Raw genomic sequence first — 20,644 nt, forward strand, 5'->3', positions numbered from 1 at the left:
GAATGACTCGGTGGTCATTTTGTACAGATTTTCAAAGGCGAACTGTAAATTTTCATGATTTCCTTACTATAAAGAATCTAGCCTTGACAATAGGGCTATTGAATGAGATGATTCTATCAATGGGTTTAGCTCCAGATAGTTTCGCACCTATCCTTATCCAGCTTGCTTTGGGAATCGGTTTTTCCGCAGTCATCCTATCGCTTGCTTTCCTTCTCAACCCCAAAAAAAAGTCGAAACCTGCAGACACATTCGAATGCGGAGTGACTTATTACGGGGACGCACGCGGCCTTTTCAACATTAAGTTTTATTTGGTCGCCGTCTTATTCATATTATTCGATATCGAGGCGGTCTTTCTTTATCCTTGGGCTGTTAATCTTTTGAATTTTAAGAATGCCGGCCTTGGCGGATTCTTTCTGATTGAAATGTTTTTTTTCTTACTTATACTTGTAGTAGGCCTGTATTATATCTGGAAAAAGGGGGCATTGGAATGGGACTAACAGATGTTTTAAGCAAACCCGGTGAAATGTTCGGAGATATGTTCCAAGTTGCCACATTGGAAGATGTGGTTCAATGGGGACAAAGTTATTCTCTATGGCCTTACCCTTTTGCGACCGCATGTTGCGGGATCGAATACATGGGTACGATGTGCGCGGATTATGATATGGCACGTTTTGGTGCCGAACGTCCTTCCTTCTCTCCCAGACAAGCGGATATGATTTTAGTTTTGGGAACCATCACTTACAAAATGGCTCCCGTCCTTCGTCAGATTTACGATCAGTTGTCCGAACCGAAATTTGTGATTTCCGTGGGAGCTTGTGCTTCTTCGGGAGGTATGTTCGACACCTACGGAGTGTTACAGGGTGTGGATCGGATTCTTCCTGTGGATGTTTACGTTCCCGGTTGTCCCCCTCGTCCGGAAGCGATTCTGGATGCTCTTGTGAAATTACAGGAAAAAGTAAGATCGCAAGGTTTGGAAGCGAGACGTCAGGAAATCATGAAAAAGATCCAAGAGATCAACGAAAAAAATAAACCTCTTGTTGTTGCATGAAAGAATCAATCCAGGCTTATTTAGAATCCCATTTTTCGAACTTCCTTCTTCCTGGACGTGACATAAACACGAATCTTCCGTACTTTTGTATCAAACCGGAAGGAATTGTTCCCGTAGCAAAGGCGCTGAAGGAACATCATGAATTTCAGTTTCAGTATCTGAATGACCTAACTGCTGTTGATTGGCTAGGAAAGTTGGAACCGCGGTTTGAGATAGTATATTTGCTTCGCTCTCCCAAAAACAAACATTTCCGTATCCAACTTCGCACTCCTGTAGAAGAAGGGGAATCCGTTCCGAGCCTTGTTGAAGTTTTTGTCGGTGCCAACTGGCCCGAGAGAGAAGTGTTCGATTTGTTCGGAATTCCTTTTGCAAATCACCCTAGAATGGAAAGGATTCTTATGCCTGATAATTTCATCGGACATCCTTTGCGTAAGGATTATCCTTTGGAAGGTCCGGGACAGGATTACCTGATAGAAAACCTTCTTACCATTCATACGAACGAGGATATTAGCCAATAGGCGGAAATCTTATGGTAATGTACGAAAAAACCGCAGAATATTTCGGTCAGAAATACAAAGACCTTCCTGAAGGCCATTTGCTTGTCAACTTGGGTCCGTCTCATCCCGCTACTCACGGAATTTTGCAAAACGTCATTCAGATTGACGGAGAAAGAGTGGTGGAAGCGGAGTCTGTCATCGGTTATGTGCACCGTTGTTTTGAGAAACTGGGAGAAAGATACGATTACAATCAGTTCCTGGTTTGCACGGACAGGATGAATTATGTATCCACTCCCTTGAACAACATAGGATGGATTCTCACTGTTGAGAAGATGATGCAGATTGATGTTCCTGCAAGGGTCACTTATGTGAGAATGATCATTTCCGAACTATCCCGTCTGATGGATCATATCATCTGCAACGGTGTGATGGGTGTGGATTTGGGGGCATTTTCCGGCTTTCTTCATTTATTTCATCATAGGGAAAATATATATCAGATTTTAGAAAAACTAACGGGCGCTCGCCTTACTACGACTTTTTGCCGGGTGGGTGGAATGGAAAGAGATATCTATCCTGACTTCCAAAAAGAAATCAAAATCATAACAAAGGGCATCAAACCGGCGCTAGACGAGTTTGAAGAGCTTTTGATTCGAAATAAAATTTTTAACGAAAGAACCGCCGGGATCGGAGGGATTTCCGCAGAAGATGCGATCGCTTACGGATTTTCCGGACCCAATCTGCGTGCTGCCGGTGTACCATGGGATGTTCGTAAAGACACTCCTTATATGTTGTATGACAAAGTGGACTTCGATGTTCCCGTCGGAGAAGACGGTTCCGCATTGCATCGGACTTTGGTTCGGATGGAAGAAATGAGACAGTGCATTCGCATCATAGAACAATTGATAGACGGAATTCCCGAAGGTCCTTATCATGCGGATCTTCCTCATTCGTTTCTTCCTCCCAAAGACAAAGTTTATAATAACATGGAAGAATTGATTTATCATTTCAAAATCATTATGCATGGAATTAAAGTTCCTCCCGGCGAATACTATCATGCTACGGAAGCCGCCAATGGAGAGTTAGGTTTCTATGTGGTCTCGGAAGGAGAAAAAACTCCCTGGAGAGTCCATGTTCGCAGACCGTGTTTTTGGTATTATCAGGCATTCCCTCAAATGGTAAAAGGGGGATTACTTGCGGATACGATCGCAACTATGAGTTCTTTGAATGTAATTGCAGGGGAGCTTGACTGTTAATGGCATATCAATTTTCATCCGATTCGGAAACCAGATTTCAAAAACTGATTCCTCAGTTTCCCAACAAACGTTCCTTGATTCTACCTTGTCTGTTTCTTTTACAAAGAGATCAGGGATTTGTGGATCATGACGGGATGCAATACATAGCGGATCGGATCGGCAATCCCGTTTCCCTCGCACATGTACATGGAGTGGCGACATTCTATACGATGTACAATAAAAAGCCTGTGGGCAAATTTCATATTCAGATTTGCGCCAATATCTCCTGTTATCTGGCAGGATCCGACTCCATCACCGAAAAGGTTTGCGAAAAATTGAATTTGGAGAAAGGCCAAACGTCTAAGGACAAATTGTTCACTGTGGACGAAGTACAGTGCCTGGGTGCATGCGGATTCGGTCCTGTAGCACAAATTAACGACCGTTATTATGAAAATCTTACACCTGAAAAAATAGACCAAGTATTGGAAGAGTTAGGACGGAAAGGTTAGTATGATCAGAAAACTTTTAACAACGCATATTGACCATCCGGAGTCCCATACTCTGAAACATTATCTTTCCGTGGGGGGGTATGAATCTTCTAAAAAAGCACTGAACATCCTTACCCCGGAACAGATCATAAATGATGTGAAGACCTCCGGACTCAGAGGAAGAGGCGGGGCCGGTTTTCCCACGGGAAACAAATGGAGTTTCATTCCGAAAACCGACAAACCCAAGTATTTGATCTGCAATGCGGACGAAGGGGAGCCAGGTACTTTCAAAGACAGACTGCTCATTGAAAAACTTCCTCATATGTTGATCGAAGGTATGGTCATTGCCGCGAAGGCAATCGACTGCCACCAGGGATATATTTATATCCGTGGTGAGTTTATGAAGGGCCTTGATATTGTGGAAGTAGCGGTGAACGAAGCTTATGCGGCAGGACTTCTTGGAAAAAATATCCAAGGATCCGGATATGATTTCGAACTCGCCATTTATTCCGGTGCGGGTGCTTATATTTGCGGAGAAGAATCCGCGCTCATCAATTCCCTTGAGGGAAGGAGGGGTCATCCAAGACTCAAACCTCCTTTTCCTGCGGTATCGGGCCTTTACTCTTGTCCTACAGTCGTGAACAATGTGGAAACATTCTGCAATGTTCCTCATATCATTCAGATGACTGGAGAAGAATACAAGAAGATCGGAACCGAAAAATCTCCCGGCACTCGCTTGTTTGCTGTTAGTGGGCATGTCAAAAAGCCGGGGATTTACGAAGTGGAAATGGGCACTCCTATGAAGGAGTTGATCTACGATATTTGCGGTGGGATTAAGAACGATAAAAATCTGAAAGCGGTGATTCCCGGCGGATCTTCTTCTCCGATTCTGACCTCCGAGGAAGCAATGATTGCGACTATGGATTACGAATCCATTGCCAGTCTCAAATCCATGCTCGGTTCCGGTGCAGTCATCATCATGTCGGAAGAAGCGGATTTGGTAGAGACTACTTACCGGCTCGCCGAATTTTATTCTCATGAATCCTGCGGACAGTGTACTCCCTGCCGCGAGGGAACTCATTGGGTCAAAGACATATTGCACAAAATCAAAGTAGGGGAAGGGACTGAAAAGGATGTGGAATTGATTTATTCTCTTTCCCGGAATATGGAAGGCGGGACGACCATTTGTCCTCTGGCCGATGCTTGTGTGATGGCGGTCCGACCTACCATGCAAAAATTCAAAGAAGAGTTTGCAAAGAGACTACAACCGGTTGAGAAACCAACCGAACCCAAAAAAGAAGTAGCCAATGTCGGCTAAAAAGGCAGTTTAGAAGCGATGGAATGGGGTTTTATCATTGCCTGGGCGATCAAAATTCTCGCCTTATTCGTAATTATTCTTACGGGTGTAGCTTATTATACACTCGCAGAACGTAAGTTTGCCGGATTTATCCAGGATAGACCCGGCCCGAACCGTGCGGGTCCGTTCGGACTATTTCAACCTTTGGCGGATGGAATCAAATTTATCAGCAAAGAAGAAATATTTCCCAAAAACGTGTCCAGGGGTATGTATATACTCGCACCTACCATTTCCATGACTTGCGCCATTATGGCCTGGGCGGTGATGCCATTCGGTGGAACCATCCCCGCACCCGTTTGGCTCACTCAGCTTACGGGTGTTACATTTATTGACTTGCAAGTGGCGAACCCGGATTCGGGAGTTCTTTACATGCTGGCGGTTTCTTCTCTGGCAGTTTACGGAATCATGATCGCAGGTTGGGCGAGCAATAATAAATACTCCCTACTCGGCGGAATACGTTCCACAGCTCAGATGATCAGCTATGAACTCCCCATGGGATTGTCCATCATTGTAGTGGTCATTATGTCAGGATCTCTTCGTTTAACGGAAATTAGTGATGCTCAGAAGGATGTTTGGAATTTTTTCACTCCTCCCGGATTCGTTGCTTTTTTCATATACGTGACTGCCATGTTTGCCGAAACCAACAGACTTCCTTTCGATTTGGCGGAAGCCGAATCCGAATTGGTTGTGGGTTTTCATACCGAGTATGGAGCTTTCAAATTCGCATTATTTTTTCTCGCTGAATATATGAATATGGTGACCATGTCGTGCCTTACCACCATACTATTCTTTGGCGGATACAATGTTCCTTTTGAGATAGGTAAGGGAACGGACTGGGCGGTGTGGATCGGACTTCTCTTTTTTATCGGAAAGGTTTTGTTCTTCGCTTTCCTGTTTATCTGGGTTCGTTGGACTTTGCCTCGTTTTAGATACGACCAATTGATGCGACTCGGTTGGAAGAAAATGATTCCTTGGGGATTGTTTGCGGTGATGTTTGCTTCCATTTATACTGTGTATTGGAAAGAATCCTGGGTGAAATTATTTCTATGATTGAAACATTTTCCATTGAGCTGGCGTTTTTCTTTTTGTTCGGAACCATTTGTATCGGAACTGCCATAAGCGTGGTGTTTCAAAAAAATCCGGTGGTTTCCGCAGTTTCCCTTGTATTCATGTTTTTTTCCCTGGCGGGGATTTACGGAATCATGGGTGCCTTGTTTATTGCCACCATGCAAGTATTAGTTTATGCCGGTGCCATTATGGTTTTGGTTGTATTTGTTCTTATGCTTTTGAGTCAAAGGGCGGAAAACCTGTCCAAATTTTTGAATAACCCTTTCAAAGTAGTATCGCTTTCACTGCTCGCCTTATTTTTCTTTTTCGGACTATACTCCGCTTTGAATATGGGAGTACCTAACGCTTATCAATCGGGTAAAGGTTACAAAACTACGGAATCAACTTCCGTATACCAGTATCCGATCCAAGGCACAAGTTCGGTTTCAGCCAACGGGAATGCGGCTACGGTCGGAGCTGCCACCTATTTGGAATACGTGCTCCCTTTTGAATTGATTTCCATACTACTTCTTGTTGCGGTGATCGGTGCGGTGATCCTCGCCAAAAAGAGGTTAGGTGAAGGCTCCGAGGCCAAGGATGCTACTTTATGAATCCGTTGATTTCCGGTATTCCCGTTCCTTTTTTTCTCGGACTCGCAGGGATTTTATTTTCCATCGGAGTTTTGGGAGTACTCATTCGCCGTAACGCAGTGGTAATTTTTATGTCGGTCGAATTGATACTCAATTCGGTGAACTTGGTATTTGTCACCTTTTCCAAATCCTTATCCAATATTTCAGGTGAGGTGGTAGTATTCTTTGTGATGGCGATTGCTGCAGCGGAAGCTGCGGTGGGACTGGCACTCGTGATCGCCATTTTTCGTCAGAAAAAATCCGCAAATGTGGATGAACTCCAAGAGATGAAGTGGTAAACAGATGTTAGATTTATTTCCTTTAGTCGTTTTATTTCCTCTGCTTGGTTTTTTGCACAACGCTTTGCTTCGCAATAAAGTTCCTCACAGATTCGCAGGGATCGTTGCAACATTCGCTGTATTTTTATCCTTTTTGGTTACACTTGTTTCTTTCTATCAGTTTCGTCCTATGGAAAGAACCGCTCCTCACATAATCCATGTTTTTTCCTGGATTCACGTAGGTAATTTTCAAGCTGATATCGGATATCAGGTAGATCAACTTTCCCTTTATATGACTTTGATCATTACCGGAATCGGGACTTTGATTCATCTTTATTCCATGGGTTATATGAAAGGGGATCACGGGTATAACCGTTTCTTTGCCTACTTGAACTTGTTTATTTTTTCCATGTTGAATTTGGTTCTATCGGACAATCTTGTTCTGACTTTTCTGGGATGGGAAGGAGTAGGGCTTTGTTCTTATCTACTCATCGGTTTCGAATTCGAAAAAAGTTCGGCAGCTGCGGCGGGAATGAAAGCGTTCATTTTGAACAGAATCGGGGATGTGGGCTTTATCCTGGGAACCGGTTTTCTTTTTTGGATCGTAGGTAGCGTTCGTTATGCGGACCTTCAGGCTAGCATCCCCGGTTTGCCCGGATTTATCAATTATGCCAATCTGATCGCATTGTTTTTCTTTATTGCAGCTATGGGGAAATCAGCGCAAGTCCCTCTTTATGTTTGGCTTCCCGATGCGATGGCTGGTCCGACTCCGGTATCCGCCCTCATTCATGCGGCAACGATGGTTACTGCAGGGATCTTCCTCATTGCAAGATTGAATTTTGTATTTTTAATCGCGCCTGATACTTCGTTTTTCATCGCATGTATCGGTGCTTTTACCGCTTTGTTTGCGGCTACAATCGGGGTATTGCAAAACGATATCAAAAAGATTTTGGCTTATTCCACAGTATCCCAGTTAGGTTTTATGTTCCTTGCCATGGGCGTGGGAAGTTATGTGGCGGGACTTTTTCATCTGATGACGCATGCTTTTTTCAAGGCACTACTCTTCCTCGGTGCAGGATCCGTGATCCACGCACTTCATCATGAACAAAACATCCGTAAGATGGGTGGACTTTTTTCCAAAATCAAAATCACAAGTTGGACTTTCCTTGTGGGAACGGTTGCCATTGCAGGTCTTCCTCCTTTTTCCGGATTTTTTTCCAAAGATTTGATTTTGGAAAAAGCTTATGTGTATCCTGTTTACGGACCGATTCTTTGGACATTCGGAGTGGTTGCCGCTTTTTTTACCGCATTCTATATGTTCCGACTCGTATTTGTAGTGTTCTTCGGAAAGGATAATACGCAAACTCACGGCAAAACCATTCATGAGTCTCCCGGCACAATGACCTTTCCTCTTATTGTTTTGGCTATCGGAGCCGTCGTTACCGGCTTTTTACAAACGCCTCATTTCTTTTTGAATATTCATAAATTGGAATCTTATTTTGAACCTGTTCTTAAATACGGAAAAGAGCTTGCGGTTGTCCACCAAGCTACCGTTAAGGGGACTGAGTTAGGTTCCCAAGTGGAAATGGGTCTGGCGTTATTTTCAGTGTGTGTTGCTTTGATCGGGATTCTTTTTTCCTATCTTTTGTTTCAATGGAAAAAATCGGAAATCTTGGAAGAACACACAGGTTTCAGAAAGATACTTTTTCACAAATATTATATTGATGAGATTTACGATTTTATCATAGTGAAACCTTTTTTATTTTTCGCAAATGGAATCGGGTATTTTTTCGATCGGGTCATTATCGATCGTTTTTTCGTTACTTTCGGTTTTAGCCTGGCTTGGTTTGGTGGCGCACTTAGACGCTTTCAAACCGGGTTTGTCGGTGACTATGCACTCTATATTGTGCTCGGTTCCTTTTGTATCATCTTATATCTTTTGGCGAAGGGAGTGTAAAACCGGATGCCTGATCAAATTCTTTCCATCATCATAGCCATCCCGATCGTTGCTTCTCTATTGATTGTGATTCAAACCAGAATCGGGGCGGTTCGTATCATATCCGCTATCTCTTCCGCATTTACGGCCCTTTTGTCCTTTGTTTTGTTTTTCTTCTTTGATCCATCCAATAGTGGTCTTCAATTCGTACATTGGATCCCCGATTGGATCGTATCCGGCAGGTTGAGTATCGATTATCATGTCGGGCTTGATGGTGTAGCGCTCTTATTATTTTCCCTAACTGCTTTTTTGTTTTTTATTTCAAGCATTGCTTCCTGGTCGAACATTCCTATCAAGATCAAAGAATTTCATATTTGTTTGCTTGTTTTGGAAAGTGCAGTGCTCGGAGTATTTGCCGCAGGCAATTTGGTTTTATATTATGTGTTTTGGGAATTGATGGTTCTCCCTATGGTCATGATGATCGGAATTTGGGGTGGAGAAAACAGAACCAAAGCTGCCATTAAGTATTTCTTATTCTCCATGGCTGGATCACTTTTTATGTTAGGTGGGATTCTGACTTTATACTTCAAAACCGGCAAAACCTCGATAGAATCCTTATCTACGATGGATCTGACTATTTTTTCACAAACCATGCAATGGTTTTTGTTTTTCACGTTTGCGATTGCTTTCTCCATTAAAATTCCGTTGTTTCCCTTTCATACTTGGATGCCTGATGTTCACACACAAGCACCTACTGTCGGTTCGGTGGATCTTGCGGGAGTTTTACTTAAGATAGGCGCATACGGATTTATACGATTTTGCATTCCCTTCTTTCCGGGGATCAGTTTGGAATCCAAAGACTTATTCCAGGCGCTTGCCGTCATAGGAATTATCTACGGAGCCATGGCTGCTCTTGTCCAAACGGATATCAAGCGGATCATTGCTTATAGTTCTCTTTCCCATTTGGGTTATTGTATGCTCGGACTTTTTTCTTTTACGGAAGAAGGCGCTGTTGGTGGGATGTTGCAGATGATTTCTCACGGGATTTCCACAGGGATGCTTTTTCTTATGATCGGAATGATCTATGAAAGAGCACATACACGTGATATATCCGAATTCGGCGGGCTTGCCAAACAAATGCCTTTGTATTCTATTTTCTTTTTACTCGCGGTCTTATCGTCCGTTGGGCTACCGGGAACGAACGGATTTATCGGAGAATTTTTAATTCTGGTGGGAAGCCTGAAAGCCAATTACTTGTTTGGCGGGATCGCAGCCATCGGAGTTGTACTTGGGGCATTGTATCTTCTTTGGTTCGTGAAACGATTTTTATTCGGAACAAGCAAAACCATTCAGGCAAAACCTTATAAAGATCTCTCCTTCAGAGAAGTCGCTATCCTTTCTCCTCTTGTCGTTTTGATTTTTTGGATAGGAATCTATCCCACTCCATTTCTCGATATTTTAAAACCTTCCGCAAGAGTTTATCTCAACTCCGCTTCGGTGAAAGCAATCCAGGAGAGAACAAATCCTGCTCGCGATTTTGCAAATCAACCGATCGGCAAGGTATTTACCGATTATGTTGCGCTAGGCGCCCCTCTTTTGTCCTTTGAGGAAAGATTGGGGAAGTATGTTTCCAAACACACGATCGTTCCTTTGAACGGACAGGATGCCAAGCCGGTCGAAACGGAAGAAAAATGGGAAGGATTGGAGCAGAAAATCGAATCCGATTTTCCGATAGAATCTACTCCTGAAGGGCAGAAATAATATGTCTTACATACCGAATATAAACGATCTCTTCGCAATTTTACCTGCGATCATTCTCTCCGGAACCGCGATCCTTCTGCTTGTGGTTCAGTTTTTATTGCCGAATAAAAATGAAATCGCACCTTTATGGGTTTTGACTTTTTTCGGATTGTTAGCTTCTCTTTTTGCTTTGTGGTACAGTACGCAAAGCCCTGGTTATGGAAAGTATTTTCTATCTCAAGTATCTTTGAGCCCAATGACGGTTTGGTTGAACGCCATATATTTGATTGCGGGTATCGCTACTTTACTGGTTGCACCGAAAGCCCTGGAACAAGGCAAATCTCTTTTCCCTGAATTTTTTCCTCTCTTGCTTTTTTGTATTACGGGAATGATGTTTTTTACCTCAGGATATGATTTGATCGTTATCTTCGTGGGTTTGGAAATTTTATCTCTTTGTCTTTATATTCTGATCGGTATGGCGAGAAATTCCGTATTTGCGTTGGAATCTGCAATGAAATACTTCCTGTTAGGCGCATTTAGCTCAGGGTTTATGCTTTTGGGAATCGCATTTTTATTCGGTGGATCGGGAACAACGAACGTAGACGGAGCTTTACGCGGATTATTTTTAAAAGGATACGAGTCCAATTATTCCAAAATAGGATTCGGTCTGTTTTTAATCGGAATCTTTTTCAAGTCGGCGCTCGTTCCTTTTCATTCCTGGACTCCCGATGTTTACGAAGGAGCACAAACACCTATCACCGGTTTTATGGCTTCGGCAGGAAAAGCTTCCGCTATGGGACTACTTATGGTTTTTTTCCAACACATTCCTGCGGGTGAGGATGGGGAAGTTTGGAAGATATTGGTGGGAATCGTTTCTTTGTTATCCATGACCTGGGGGAATCTGATTGCCCTTCGCCAAACGAACGTAAAACGGATCTTGGCGTATTCTTCCATTTCCCATGCGGGCTACATTTGTGCAGGGATCGCTTGTGGTGCCAATCTGGAAGCTCTCTATTATCTTTTTTTATACGCCATTATGAATTTGGCGGCCTTTTCTTTGATTACATATTTGGAAGAGGGGAAACGAATCATTACGCTAGATTCTCTTTCGCAATTGAGCGGGACTTTTCCTTGGACTGCATTCGGGCTCTCTCTTGTGTTTTTATCCTTTGCTGGGTTCCCGCCTTTAGCCGGTTTTTGGGCCAAGCTGTTTTTGTTACAAAAAATTGCCGAATCTGATTCCTTATTCAACCGGGTTCTGCTTTTCGGTGCGGTTGCCAATTCGGCAGTAGCCTTTTATTATTATATGAGAATTACAATTCACTCATATATGAAAACGGAACTGGGAGTGATTGCAAGTGAGCCGGATATTGCAAGGCAGCCAGGGATTGGAATCGTTGCCGTCATTTCCCTTTTGGTAGTTTCTGTGGGTTGGTTGTTTTTGCAGCCCGGCCTGTTTTTATAAGATTCGCTATAGCAGATAATATTTCGTAATAACGAAAAGGTATTGTCTTCCTTTTTGGCGTTTTCTTTTATGGATTAAATACAGAGTCGTTTTTCTTTACAGATCCCAGGGGGCGATATGGCTACAATTCTACGCAAGACGGAAAAAATCCAAGATACGAAAGCAGTAAAAGAGTTCTTGAACAAGAACGGAATTATTTACGAATCATTCCCGGCGCCTCCGGCTTTGGATTCTATTTTAGGGCAAAAATCACTGAATGATCCTGAAAAAGAGGAATTGCTTCGCGGTTTGGAATATCGTTTTGAGGATTTGAAGAAACAATTCGGATACATCGCACGTGATTTAGTTGTTTTGCATGATGAAATCCCTGGCATTCAGGATGTACTTGCTAAATTTGATAAATTGCACATTCATACGGATGAAGAAGTCCGCTACATTGTGGATGGATCCGGAGTTTTCGGGTTTATCGTGAACGGGGAAAAATTCGAAGTTCATGTCTCTAAGGGTGATTTTATCTCCATTCCGGAAAACACAAACCACTGGTTCACTTTGGATGATGCGTTTCGCATTAAGGCAGTTCGTTATTTCAAAGATAACACCGGTTGGACCCCAGTCTACGTAGATGAATCCAAGGTATTGGTTCATTCGTAAGTTGGTTGGAAAAAGTAAGTAAGAGACATAATCTTTGACATGCGTGGGTACTAAAGCCCCCGCCCTGAGATCAGCTCTGCTGATGATTCTTCGAATACTTCATCGCTTCTTTTGGCGCGAAGAAGGGGTTGGGGGTGTGGTTCGTGGGCTCGCATCAAAACCTCTATCACAATTTCCTTCTTCCGTCGAACGTTAGTTCGGCTTTCGGGAAAATTCTTCTAAAAAGTTCGCCTTTTTGCCTTATTCGACTGCAGTAGCTTCGCCGAACCAATCTACTACGAACTGGATGGAGGATTTTCCCATAAAATAGTTTTCTTCCAATTTTCCGATCAAATCCAGTTTGTCCGTGTGAGAGACAGCTTTTTGGAACTCGTCTCCCTTGTTCCATAGGATGAATTTCATCGAACCCGATCCAAGTATATTGAACCGAATGTGTTTTCCTCCACTGAGAGGTGTTAGATGAATTGGTTTGATTCCTTTGATTGCGATCTTTACGTCCGGATTTCCCTGACCGAACGGTTCCAAAGGTTTCCATTCTTTATAAAGTTTATCATTCAGCTCTTCAGGAATCACAGTGATATCGGTAGAAAGAATGTATTTGTCTATGGTTTCTTTTTCTTCGGCTAACCAGAGTTTGGATTTTTCATACATCGCTTTTTCTAGGTCCGGTATTTTGTCCAGCTCCACTGAAAATCCACCTGCCTCGGGGTGGCCTCCGAAATGAATCAAATGCTCTGACACAAGATTCAAAAGTTCGATCACATTTTCTTTGCTATACGATCGAATGGATCCTCTTGCGTCTCCATTGTCCGGTGCAATGAAGACTGCCGGTCTTTTGAAATCTTCCACCATCCGGGTGGCTACGATCCCGCTGACCCCGGGCTCCATATCAGGCTCATAACAAAATACAATCGGGTGTTCCGTTCGTTCCGTCTTTCTTTTAAAATAACGATCCGCCCGGTCCAGATTTCTTTTCGTTCTGTCTTTTCTCTCTTCATTGATGCCGGCAAGGACTTTGGCTTTTTTGTCGGCGGAAGGAAGATCTTCGGACAATAATAAATTTACTGCTTCTTCCGTTTTCCCCATTCTGCCTGCGGAATTGAGAAGCGGGCCAATCGACCAGCCTAAGTCTTTTGCGGTGATATTTTTCGGGTTTAGAGACAATTGCCCCAGTAAAGATCTGATTCCGTAACGCCTTTTGGGAAGTTTCGGATCTAAAAAAGTCAATAATGATTGTAAGGAAAGTTTAACAATCATTCGGTTTTCTCCGCCGAGAGGCATAAGATCCGTGATGGTTCCTATACCGGCCAAATCCACTTCTTCTTCCAGAGACTCGAAAAAATCCTGAATCTTCAAACACTGTGTGTAAAATAAAAATCTCTCGTCATCATCGGGTAACTCTCCTTTGGCGGAAGGCCTTTCCGGAAAGGGAAATAGATTTTCCTTCGGATGTGAAACGATTTGAGATAAAGAAGGGGAAGTGAGTTCGGAAACTCTGATTCCGTTTTGAAAATAGATTGTTTCTCCGTTTTCTTCTTTGAAATAAATCTTATCAAACTCGTCACTCAATCGAAATAAGACTGCCTGAATGATTTTGAATGCAAGCACAGCGGTGCAGATTTTTTTTTCAGGATAACGTGAGTCCAAACGCCTGGGATTCACCAAGAAGGTCTTTTCGGGAATTCGTTCCGGAATTTCATGATGGTCCAAAACGATCACTCTGATTCCTTTTTTTGTCAATTGGTCTATTTCATCCGCTTGTGAAGATCCGAAATCGAGAGTGATGAGTAAATCGGGAGCCGGATTCACCTTATTTATTTTTTCCAAGGCTTCGGCACATAAACCGTAAGGGTCGCTTTCGGAAGAATTCAAAACGGAAATGGGAACTTCTTTAAAATAAGGATGGGATTTTAAAAAAAAAGCAAGCGAGGAAGTAGAGGAAACCCCATCTGCATCCCTGTCTCCGTAGAGAACAATGTGCTTTTTGTTTTTAGAATATTCTAAAATGATTTCGATCGTTTCTCTTATATCAGGTAAAGAGAATGGAGAATGGAGGTAAGCGAAACTGGTATTTAAAAATTCGTGGGGTGGAATTTTCTTCAACTCTTCTCTGCTATCGACCAAATAACGAAGAAGAGGTTTTTTTGAAGAGACTTGGGCTCGGATTTCGGACAGACTCGGTCCAAACCGAACCTTTGCTACATTAAGCAATTGCCTATGATTTTGGATCCAGCTTCCACTTCCAGTCCGGGAGTTTTGATATCTCCAACTACTTTGCCTGGTTTGCGAAGTTCTACTTTTTCTTTTGCATCCACATTGCCTTTCAAACTTCCCAGAACAACAAGTGAACCTACTTCCACGTCCGCTTCCACGTCGCCGGTCTCATCTATGATCAGTCTTCCCGCTGAAGTGATCGTTCCCTTGAATTGACCTTTGATCTTAAGAGTTTGATTGAAGGAGAGAGTGCCTCGAAAGCTGATGTCATCGTTGATGATGGTATCTATTGATTCGTCTTTCATAACTTAAGGATAGAGTGGACTGGTAGATGGATTTGGCAACTCGTTCGCATCATCTTCTTTAGGAATTAATAAAAAAGTTCGCTTTTTTACCAATTTTCCAGTTGAACCGGATGGTAGACGGGAGATCATGGAGATGGGTGTTCCTTTTTGCGACTTAAAAAGATAGTAGATACTCTTTTTTTACTCATTCTCTCTGTATTTATCAACTTCAATATTGTAGATGATCGCTTTGTTGCACCCCTGGAAGATTTAGCAACCGAATACCATTCCTTCGAATTGGAAGAAACGACTAGGGTCATTTCTCTCGCTCCTAAAAAACAAAATGCTCCGAATCTACTGCTTTTAAGCTCTTTTTCCCTTTGGGAAGCTCCTTCCAGTTCCATTTCATTTTTCATTTTTTCTGAAAATGAAATGATTCAGGAAACTTATCTTATTTTTTTTCTAATTAGCCTCCCCCCTCCCACTTTGGCCTAGTTCTTGCTAGCTGTTAGGGTAGGTATAGCTCTACCCGCAGAAGATTTCAGTTGATTCATGCTTAAAGGGGCTACGGTTTCATGTTAGAAAAAATCATTCAATTTTCCATTCACAAAAGGGCGGCGGTTCTCGTAGTCACTGCGGTTCTTACCATTTTAGGATTGTACAATGCCCTTCATTTGTCGATTGATGCGATTCCTGACGTAACAAACGTTCAAGTATCCGCAGTGACTTCCGTTCCGGGGCTTTCTCCTTTGGAAGTGGAACAGTTTATCACGTACCCGGTGGAATTGGAATTCAACGGAATGCCGAAGGTAACCGAGATTCGTTCGATTTCACGAACAGGTGTTAGTTCCGTAACCGTTATTTTCGAAGATGGAACGGACATCTATTTTGCCAGACAGTTGGTAAACGAAAGGTTGAAGCAGGCGGAAAACTTCATTCCGAAATCCTACGGACGTCCCGAATTGTCTCCTGTGGCGACAGGTCTGGGAGATATTTATGAAATCGCTTTGGTATCCGAAACCCATACCCCTGAAGAACTCCGAACCATGATGGAATGGGAAGTGGCTCGCCAGCTAAGATCCGTTAAGGGAATTATCGACGTGAACGTAATCGGGGGAGATGCAAAACAGTTCCAGATCAAGATCGATCCCAAACGACTCCTTTCCATGAATCTGACTCTTTCCCATATCACGGAAGCTTTGGAAGGCGCCAATATCAACTTAGGCGGTGGATACATTCAAAAGGGAGAAGAGCAGTTTGTTATTCGTGGAGAAAGTCAGTTTAAGTCCGTAGAAGATATCAGTAAACTTTCCGTTCGTACTTCTTCCGACGGGATTCCTTTGACTCTCGGTCAAATTGCTAAAGTGGAAACGGGCCCCGCACTTCGTTTCGGTCTTTCAACGATGAATGGAAAGAGAGAGGTTGTCGGTGGAACCGCAATGATGTTACTCGGTAGTAACTCGCTCGAAGTTGTAAAAAGAGTAAAATTAAAAGTAGAAGAAATTGAAAGTAAACTGCCAAAAGGAATGAAAATCGAAGTTTATTACGATCGTTCCGAGTTTATCGGAAGAACTCTGTCTACTGTATTTACCAACCTGGTAGAAGCTGCCATCATCGTACTTGTATGCTTGATTTTGACTCTGGGAACTGTAAAAGGTGCCATCGCTGTGGCGATGGCGATTCCCGTTTCCATGCTCATTGCAACGATTTTAATGAATATGTTCGGAATCGTGGGGAACTTGATGTCACTCGGTGCTCTTGACTTCGGACTACTTGTGGACGGTTCCATAGTGATGTTGGAATCCACATTGCACGGGTTTATGATCCGAAAGACATTTTTAATCACAAAAACTTCCGCCCAGGATATGGAAGACGGGATTGAGGATGTGATCATGGAATCCTGTATCAAAGTAGTAAGGGCTTCCGCTTTCAGTGTGGGAATCATACTACTTGTTTATCTTCCTCTGATGACTTTGGAAGGAGTGGAAGGTAGAATGTTCCGTCCGATGGCGATTACCGTAGCGTTTGCGTTAGGTGCAGCGCTTTTGTATTCCATTACCACATTCCCTGCACTTATGACGTTGATTTATAAGAAGCCGATTCTGCATGAGTCCGCTTTCTGGGAAAAATTCCAAAATAAATATTCCGAAGTTTTGACCTATGGAATGAAATTCAAAAAACAATTCGCTTTGACAGGAATCGGCGTTGTATTACTTTCCTTTGCGCTTGCGGGAACATTAGGTTCAGAATTTTTACCTAGGATCGATGAAGGGGAAATCGCAGTAGATATAAAGAGACTTCCTTCCACTGCCATAAATCATTCGCGAGATTTGAATTTGGAAATGGAAAAGATTCTGCTGAAATTTCCGGAAGTCATTTCCGTAGTTTCCAGACAAGGTAGAGGTGAATCCGCCGCTGAACCGATCGGATCGGAAGAAGGCGAATCTATGGTGAAATTGAAACCAAGGAAAGAATGGGTCACTACGAAAGATAGGGAAGAGTTGATGGAACTCATGAAGGAAGAGATTTCCAATAATGTTCCTTCGACTTATATCAGTTTGTCGCAACCGATTGAAAACAGGGTAAATGCATTACTTTCTGGCTCCAAAGCTGATATTGTAATCAAGATTTACGGTGATGATCTCAAAACTTTAAAAACGCTTGCTGATAATTACGCGGGCAAAATCAAAAAAATTCCCGGAGCAGCCGATCTTAGAGTTCAAAAATTATTGGGGCTTCCTCTTTTGGAAATCAAGATGAATCGTTCCAATATGGCACGATACGGAGTACGTGCCGAAGAAATTTTAACTACCATCGAAACTTTACGCGTTGGATTTAATGCAGGTAAGGTGTACGAAGGATACAAACGATTCGATCTGATCGTCCGGCTTGATGCGGATGTTCGGGATATTGATGTGATCGAGAACGTGCCCGTTATGACTCAGTTTGGCGGAACCGTTCCTTTGGGACAGGTCACTGACATAGTTATGACGGAAGGTCCTGCGGCACTTTATCACGAAGGTTTGAAACGAAGAATTCTCGTGGAAGTAAACGTCCGCGGAAGGGATATGATCGGATTTGTAAACGAAGTCCAGAAAGCAACCAACTCCATAGAGACCAATCTTCCCCAAGGTTATTATGTGGATTGGGGAGGACAGTTTGAAAACTTCACCCGAGCAAAAGCAAGGCTAGGGCTTGTTATCCCGATCGCAGGTGCGATCATTTTCGGAATGTTGTTCATAGCGTTCGGAAGCGTTTATTATGCGTTAGGTGTTTTTATGTTGGTTCCTCTTTCCTTATCGGGAGGGATCTTGTCTCTCGCACTTCGTGGGCTTCCTTTCTCTATTCCTGCGGCAGTCGGGTTTATCGCAGCTGCCGGTATCTCCGTACTGAACGGGGTGGTATATGCATCCGCACTAAAGGATCAGCTGAAAATAACCAGAGATCCGAGTAAAGCAGTAGTCCAAGCGGCAGTCTATACATTGCGGGCGGTAGCTACCACGGAACTTGTGGCCATTATCGGATTTTTGCCGATGGCGATTGCTTCCAGTGCGGGTGCGGAAGTACAGAGACCGCTTGCAACCGTCGTTATGGGAGGGGTACTCGTTGCTACGATACTCTCCCGATTCTTATTGCCGATCGTATTCGAGTTTTTGGTGAAATTGGCGCAAAGACAGGAAAGAAGACAATCGGAAAGAGAGAAAAAGATGAATGAGTATTTTCTGGAAGAAATGAAAAAATACCAAATGGAGGAATCCGATCATGACGAATCTCACGGTCATCATGAACCGGAACCTTCACAGACTAAAAAAAGGAAAGGTAAATGATGAAGCCTAATTATTACGTAGCACACCCTTGGCATGGATTGGAATTGGGACCGAAAGCTCCCGATGAGTTGGATGTTTTCATAGAATTGACTCCTCAGGATCCGGTTAAATATGAAATCGATAAAGCATCGGGATTCATTCGGGTGGATCGCCCTCAAAAATATAGCAACCGTTCACCGACACTTTACGGTTTTATTCCTCGTACTTATTCAGGTGATCTGTCCGGAAAACATTGTTCCGAAGTGGTGGGAAGACCTGATATAAAAGGAGACGGAGATCCTGTCGATATATGCGTATTAAGTGCAAGTCCCATCAATCACGGAAATACAATCCTAACAGTGATACCCATCGGAGGACTTCGTATGATTGATAAAGGTGAAGCGGACGACAAAATCATTGCTGTTCTGAAAGGTGACGAAGTGTTCGGTCTTATGAAAGATATAGGCGATGCACCGAAGGCGCTCATCAACAAACTTCATCATTATTTTTTAACTTACAAACTCGATCCGAATTCTCCTTCTACGGGAACTGTGGAAATCACCGAAGTTTATGATCGGGCGGAAGCATTGAAAGTGATCCAGTTCGGAATAGAAGATTATATAAAAAAGTTTGTTACCGTATGAAAAAACATTTTAGTCATTTGGTTTTTGTGAGTTTTGTTTTTCTTTCCGTAGATGTTTTGCCGAAGGAAAATGAGGACCAAAAACCGAAAAATACGGAGAATCCCATGTTTGCCGGAGAAGAATTCGGCAAAGAGGATTTTCTTTCCCGCTGGAACTTGGAAGAGCTGGAAACATTTGCAGTGAGTAGCAATCCTCTGTATTTGAAAGAAAAACAAAACATCGGAATGGCGCGGGGGGATATCATCACCGCCAGCTTGTATTATAATCCTGTGATCAACACCCAACAGCAGTTTATGGGTGCACGGGCGAGCGCAGGCACGGGTCTTCCCGAAACATCCATTATTTACAATCAACCGTTTGATGTGAGCGGAGTGATTCCTCAGAGAGAAAAAGTCGCAAAACAAGAGTTTCTTGCTACGATTGCGAGCTTTAACGATTTTGATCGTATTTTTCGACTGAGACTTAGGCAGAATTTCTGGACCTATCTTTATGTTACCGAACAGATCAATTTTCAAAAGGAATTTTTGGAGAATTACCAGGACTTACTGGATTTGACAAAACTCAGAGCGGAGAAGGGAGATATCTCCTTTTTGGAATACGACAGACTCACTCTGGAAAGAATTCAGATCGATCGGGATTATCGGAACGCTCGTATTTTACGTGCCCAAGTGGTGAAAAATCTGAGGATATTGATCGGAATTGCGGACACTCAGATTCCTTTGAAAGTAAAAGGAAGACTCGAATTTTTTTCCACAAAAGAGTTCGGAATCGATCTTTCCGATTTTGATATCGAGAACAGACCCGATTTAATCGCTTTAAAGCTTCGCCAACAAAGAGAGCGAATGAATGTTGAATTGAAAAAAAGAGAAGCGATCCCTACTTTAACTCTCGGTATGGAATACTTGAACAAAGGGAACGAAAATGTTACAGGTGTTTATGCAACAATTCCTTTGCCTATGTTCGATAGAAAACAAGGTGAGATTTTAAAATTCGAAGAGTCACATAAAAAATTGGGTTTTGAAGTGGAAGCGAAACGAAATGAAATCACCTCTGAGATTTCCGCAGCAATCAAGGAATTGCAGGCACGTGAGTCCCAACTTTTGGAATACAAAGCTTTCGATTTGGTCAATAAAAACAAAGAAGTTCAGGAAAAATCCCGTTTAGCGTATATTAGGGGAGCTTCGAATTTGGTCACTTTTTTGGAAGCGGAAAAAACCTATCTTAATGTTTTGCGTAGCTATTATGAAATCATATATTTATATTATAATGCCTTAGAGGCATTTCGTGCGGCAGTCGGGAAAATGGATACTTCGGATTATTAGGAAAAA

Annotated in this window: 19 protein-coding genes; 17 read left to right on the plus strand and 2 right to left on the minus strand. The window is 42.8% G+C overall.

The genetic code is table 11. The annotated features are described in order from the left end of the window. Positions 1-119: 119 nt before the first annotated feature. The 13 genes from DI077_RS06240 to DI077_RS06300 all read left to right on the plus strand — a co-directional run bounded on the left by DI077_RS06240 (position 120) and on the right by DI077_RS06300 (position 12,368). The gene (locus tag DI077_RS06240) at positions 120-497 is read left to right on the plus strand and encodes an NADH-quinone oxidoreductase subunit A (protein ID WP_109018746.1); all 378 of its coding nucleotides are present in this window, start codon (positions 120-122) and stop codon (positions 495-497) included. Beyond that, positions 488-1,048 carry an NADH-quinone oxidoreductase subunit B gene (locus tag DI077_RS06245; RefSeq protein ID WP_109018747.1) on the plus strand — a complete coding sequence of 187 codons (561 nt, stop codon included), beginning with the start codon at positions 488-490 and terminating at the stop codon, positions 1,046-1,048. Before DI077_RS06240 ends, DI077_RS06245 begins: the two co-directional genes overlap by 10 nt. Next, entirely contained in the window at positions 1,045-1,566 is a 522-nt protein-coding gene (locus DI077_RS06250) for an NADH-quinone oxidoreductase subunit C (RefSeq protein WP_109018748.1), read from the plus strand. Before DI077_RS06245 ends, DI077_RS06250 begins: the two co-directional genes overlap by 4 nt. Positions 1,567-1,577: 11 nt before the next feature. After that, entirely contained in the window at positions 1,578-2,798 is a 1,221-nt protein-coding gene (locus tag DI077_RS06255) for an NADH-quinone oxidoreductase subunit D (RefSeq protein ID WP_174705612.1), read from the plus strand. Next, positions 2,798-3,286: an NADH-quinone oxidoreductase subunit NuoE family protein gene (locus DI077_RS06260; RefSeq protein WP_109018750.1), complete on the plus strand. Its 489-nt coding sequence runs from the start codon at positions 2,798-2,800 to the stop codon at positions 3,284-3,286. The genes DI077_RS06255 and DI077_RS06260 overlap by 1 nt, the downstream gene beginning before the upstream one ends. 1 nt (position 3,287) lies before the next feature. Beyond that, the gene (gene nuoF / locus DI077_RS06265; RefSeq protein WP_109018751.1) at positions 3,288-4,583 is read left to right on the plus strand and encodes an NADH-quinone oxidoreductase subunit NuoF; all 1,296 of its coding nucleotides are present in this window, start codon (positions 3,288-3,290) and stop codon (positions 4,581-4,583) included. 18 nt (positions 4,584-4,601) lie between these two features. After that, positions 4,602-5,672, plus strand: a complete 1,071-nt coding sequence (gene nuoH / locus DI077_RS06270; protein ID WP_109018752.1) for an NADH-quinone oxidoreductase subunit NuoH — start codon at positions 4,602-4,604, stop codon at positions 5,670-5,672. After that, complete coding sequence (locus tag DI077_RS06275) at positions 5,651-6,280, plus strand: NADH-quinone oxidoreductase subunit J family protein (RefSeq protein WP_423241783.1); 630 nt, start codon at positions 5,651-5,653, stop codon at positions 6,278-6,280. Before nuoH ends, DI077_RS06275 begins: the two co-directional genes overlap by 22 nt. Then, positions 6,277-6,597 carry an NADH-quinone oxidoreductase subunit NuoK gene (gene nuoK / locus DI077_RS06280; RefSeq protein WP_109018754.1) on the plus strand — a complete coding sequence of 107 codons (321 nt, stop codon included), beginning with the start codon at positions 6,277-6,279 and terminating at the stop codon, positions 6,595-6,597. The genes DI077_RS06275 and nuoK overlap by 4 nt, the downstream gene beginning before the upstream one ends. A 4-nt stretch (positions 6,598-6,601) precedes the next feature. Beyond that, positions 6,602-8,533 carry an NADH-quinone oxidoreductase subunit L gene (gene nuoL / locus DI077_RS06285; protein ID WP_109018755.1) on the plus strand — a complete coding sequence of 644 codons (1,932 nt, stop codon included), beginning with the start codon at positions 6,602-6,604 and terminating at the stop codon, positions 8,531-8,533. A 6-nt stretch (positions 8,534-8,539) separates the two neighbouring features. Continuing rightward, a complete protein-coding gene (locus tag DI077_RS06290) occupies positions 8,540-10,273 on the plus strand; it encodes a complex I subunit 4 family protein (protein ID WP_109018756.1) in 1,734 nt (577 codons plus the stop codon). A gap of 1 nt (position 10,274) precedes the next feature. Further along, positions 10,275-11,717 (plus strand): NADH-quinone oxidoreductase subunit N, encoded by a 1,443-nt coding sequence (locus DI077_RS06295; protein WP_109018757.1) that lies wholly within the window; start codon positions 10,275-10,277, stop codon positions 11,715-11,717. 117 nt (positions 11,718-11,834) lie between these two features. After that, a complete protein-coding gene (locus DI077_RS06300) occupies positions 11,835-12,368 on the plus strand; it encodes a cupin domain-containing protein (protein WP_109018758.1) in 534 nt (177 codons plus the stop codon). A 240-nt stretch (positions 12,369-12,608) separates the two neighbouring features. Here the strand turns inward: DI077_RS06300 and recJ are convergent, their stop codons facing one another. Together recJ and DI077_RS06310 are read right to left on the minus strand one after the other, a co-directional pair. Then, positions 12,609-14,579 (minus strand): single-stranded-DNA-specific exonuclease RecJ, encoded by a 1,971-nt coding sequence (gene recJ / locus DI077_RS06305; protein ID WP_109018759.1) that lies wholly within the window; start codon positions 14,577-14,579, stop codon positions 12,609-12,611. Continuing rightward, positions 14,567-14,887, minus strand: a complete 321-nt coding sequence (locus DI077_RS06310) for a bactofilin family protein (RefSeq protein WP_109018760.1) — start codon at positions 14,885-14,887, stop codon at positions 14,567-14,569. The genes recJ and DI077_RS06310 overlap by 13 nt, the downstream gene beginning before the upstream one ends. Before the next feature lie 147 nt (positions 14,888-15,034). On the opposite strand from DI077_RS06310, the gene DI077_RS06315 reads away from it, so the two are divergent. The 4 genes from DI077_RS06315 to DI077_RS06330 all read left to right on the plus strand — a co-directional run bounded on the left by DI077_RS06315 (position 15,035) and on the right by DI077_RS06330 (position 20,638). Beyond that, positions 15,035-15,361: a hypothetical protein gene (locus tag DI077_RS06315; RefSeq protein ID WP_109018761.1), complete on the plus strand. Its 327-nt coding sequence runs from the start codon at positions 15,035-15,037 to the stop codon at positions 15,359-15,361. Between the two features lie 80 nt (positions 15,362-15,441). Continuing rightward, the gene (locus DI077_RS06320; RefSeq protein ID WP_109018762.1) at positions 15,442-18,693 is read left to right on the plus strand and encodes an efflux RND transporter permease subunit; all 3,252 of its coding nucleotides are present in this window, start codon (positions 15,442-15,444) and stop codon (positions 18,691-18,693) included. Further along, positions 18,690-19,316, plus strand: coding sequence for an inorganic pyrophosphatase (locus DI077_RS06325; RefSeq protein ID WP_242935386.1), 627 nt, complete (start codon positions 18,690-18,692; stop codon positions 19,314-19,316). Before DI077_RS06320 ends, DI077_RS06325 begins: the two co-directional genes overlap by 4 nt. Continuing rightward, the gene (locus tag DI077_RS06330; RefSeq protein ID WP_109018763.1) at positions 19,313-20,638 is read left to right on the plus strand and encodes a TolC family protein; all 1,326 of its coding nucleotides are present in this window, start codon (positions 19,313-19,315) and stop codon (positions 20,636-20,638) included. The genes DI077_RS06325 and DI077_RS06330 overlap by 4 nt, the downstream gene beginning before the upstream one ends. The last annotated feature ends 6 nt before the right edge of the window (positions 20,639-20,644 follow it).

It is taken from the genome of Leptospira kobayashii (assembly GCF_003114835.2).
GTDB lineage: Bacteria > Spirochaetota > Leptospiria > Leptospirales > Leptospiraceae > Leptospira_A > Leptospira_A kobayashii.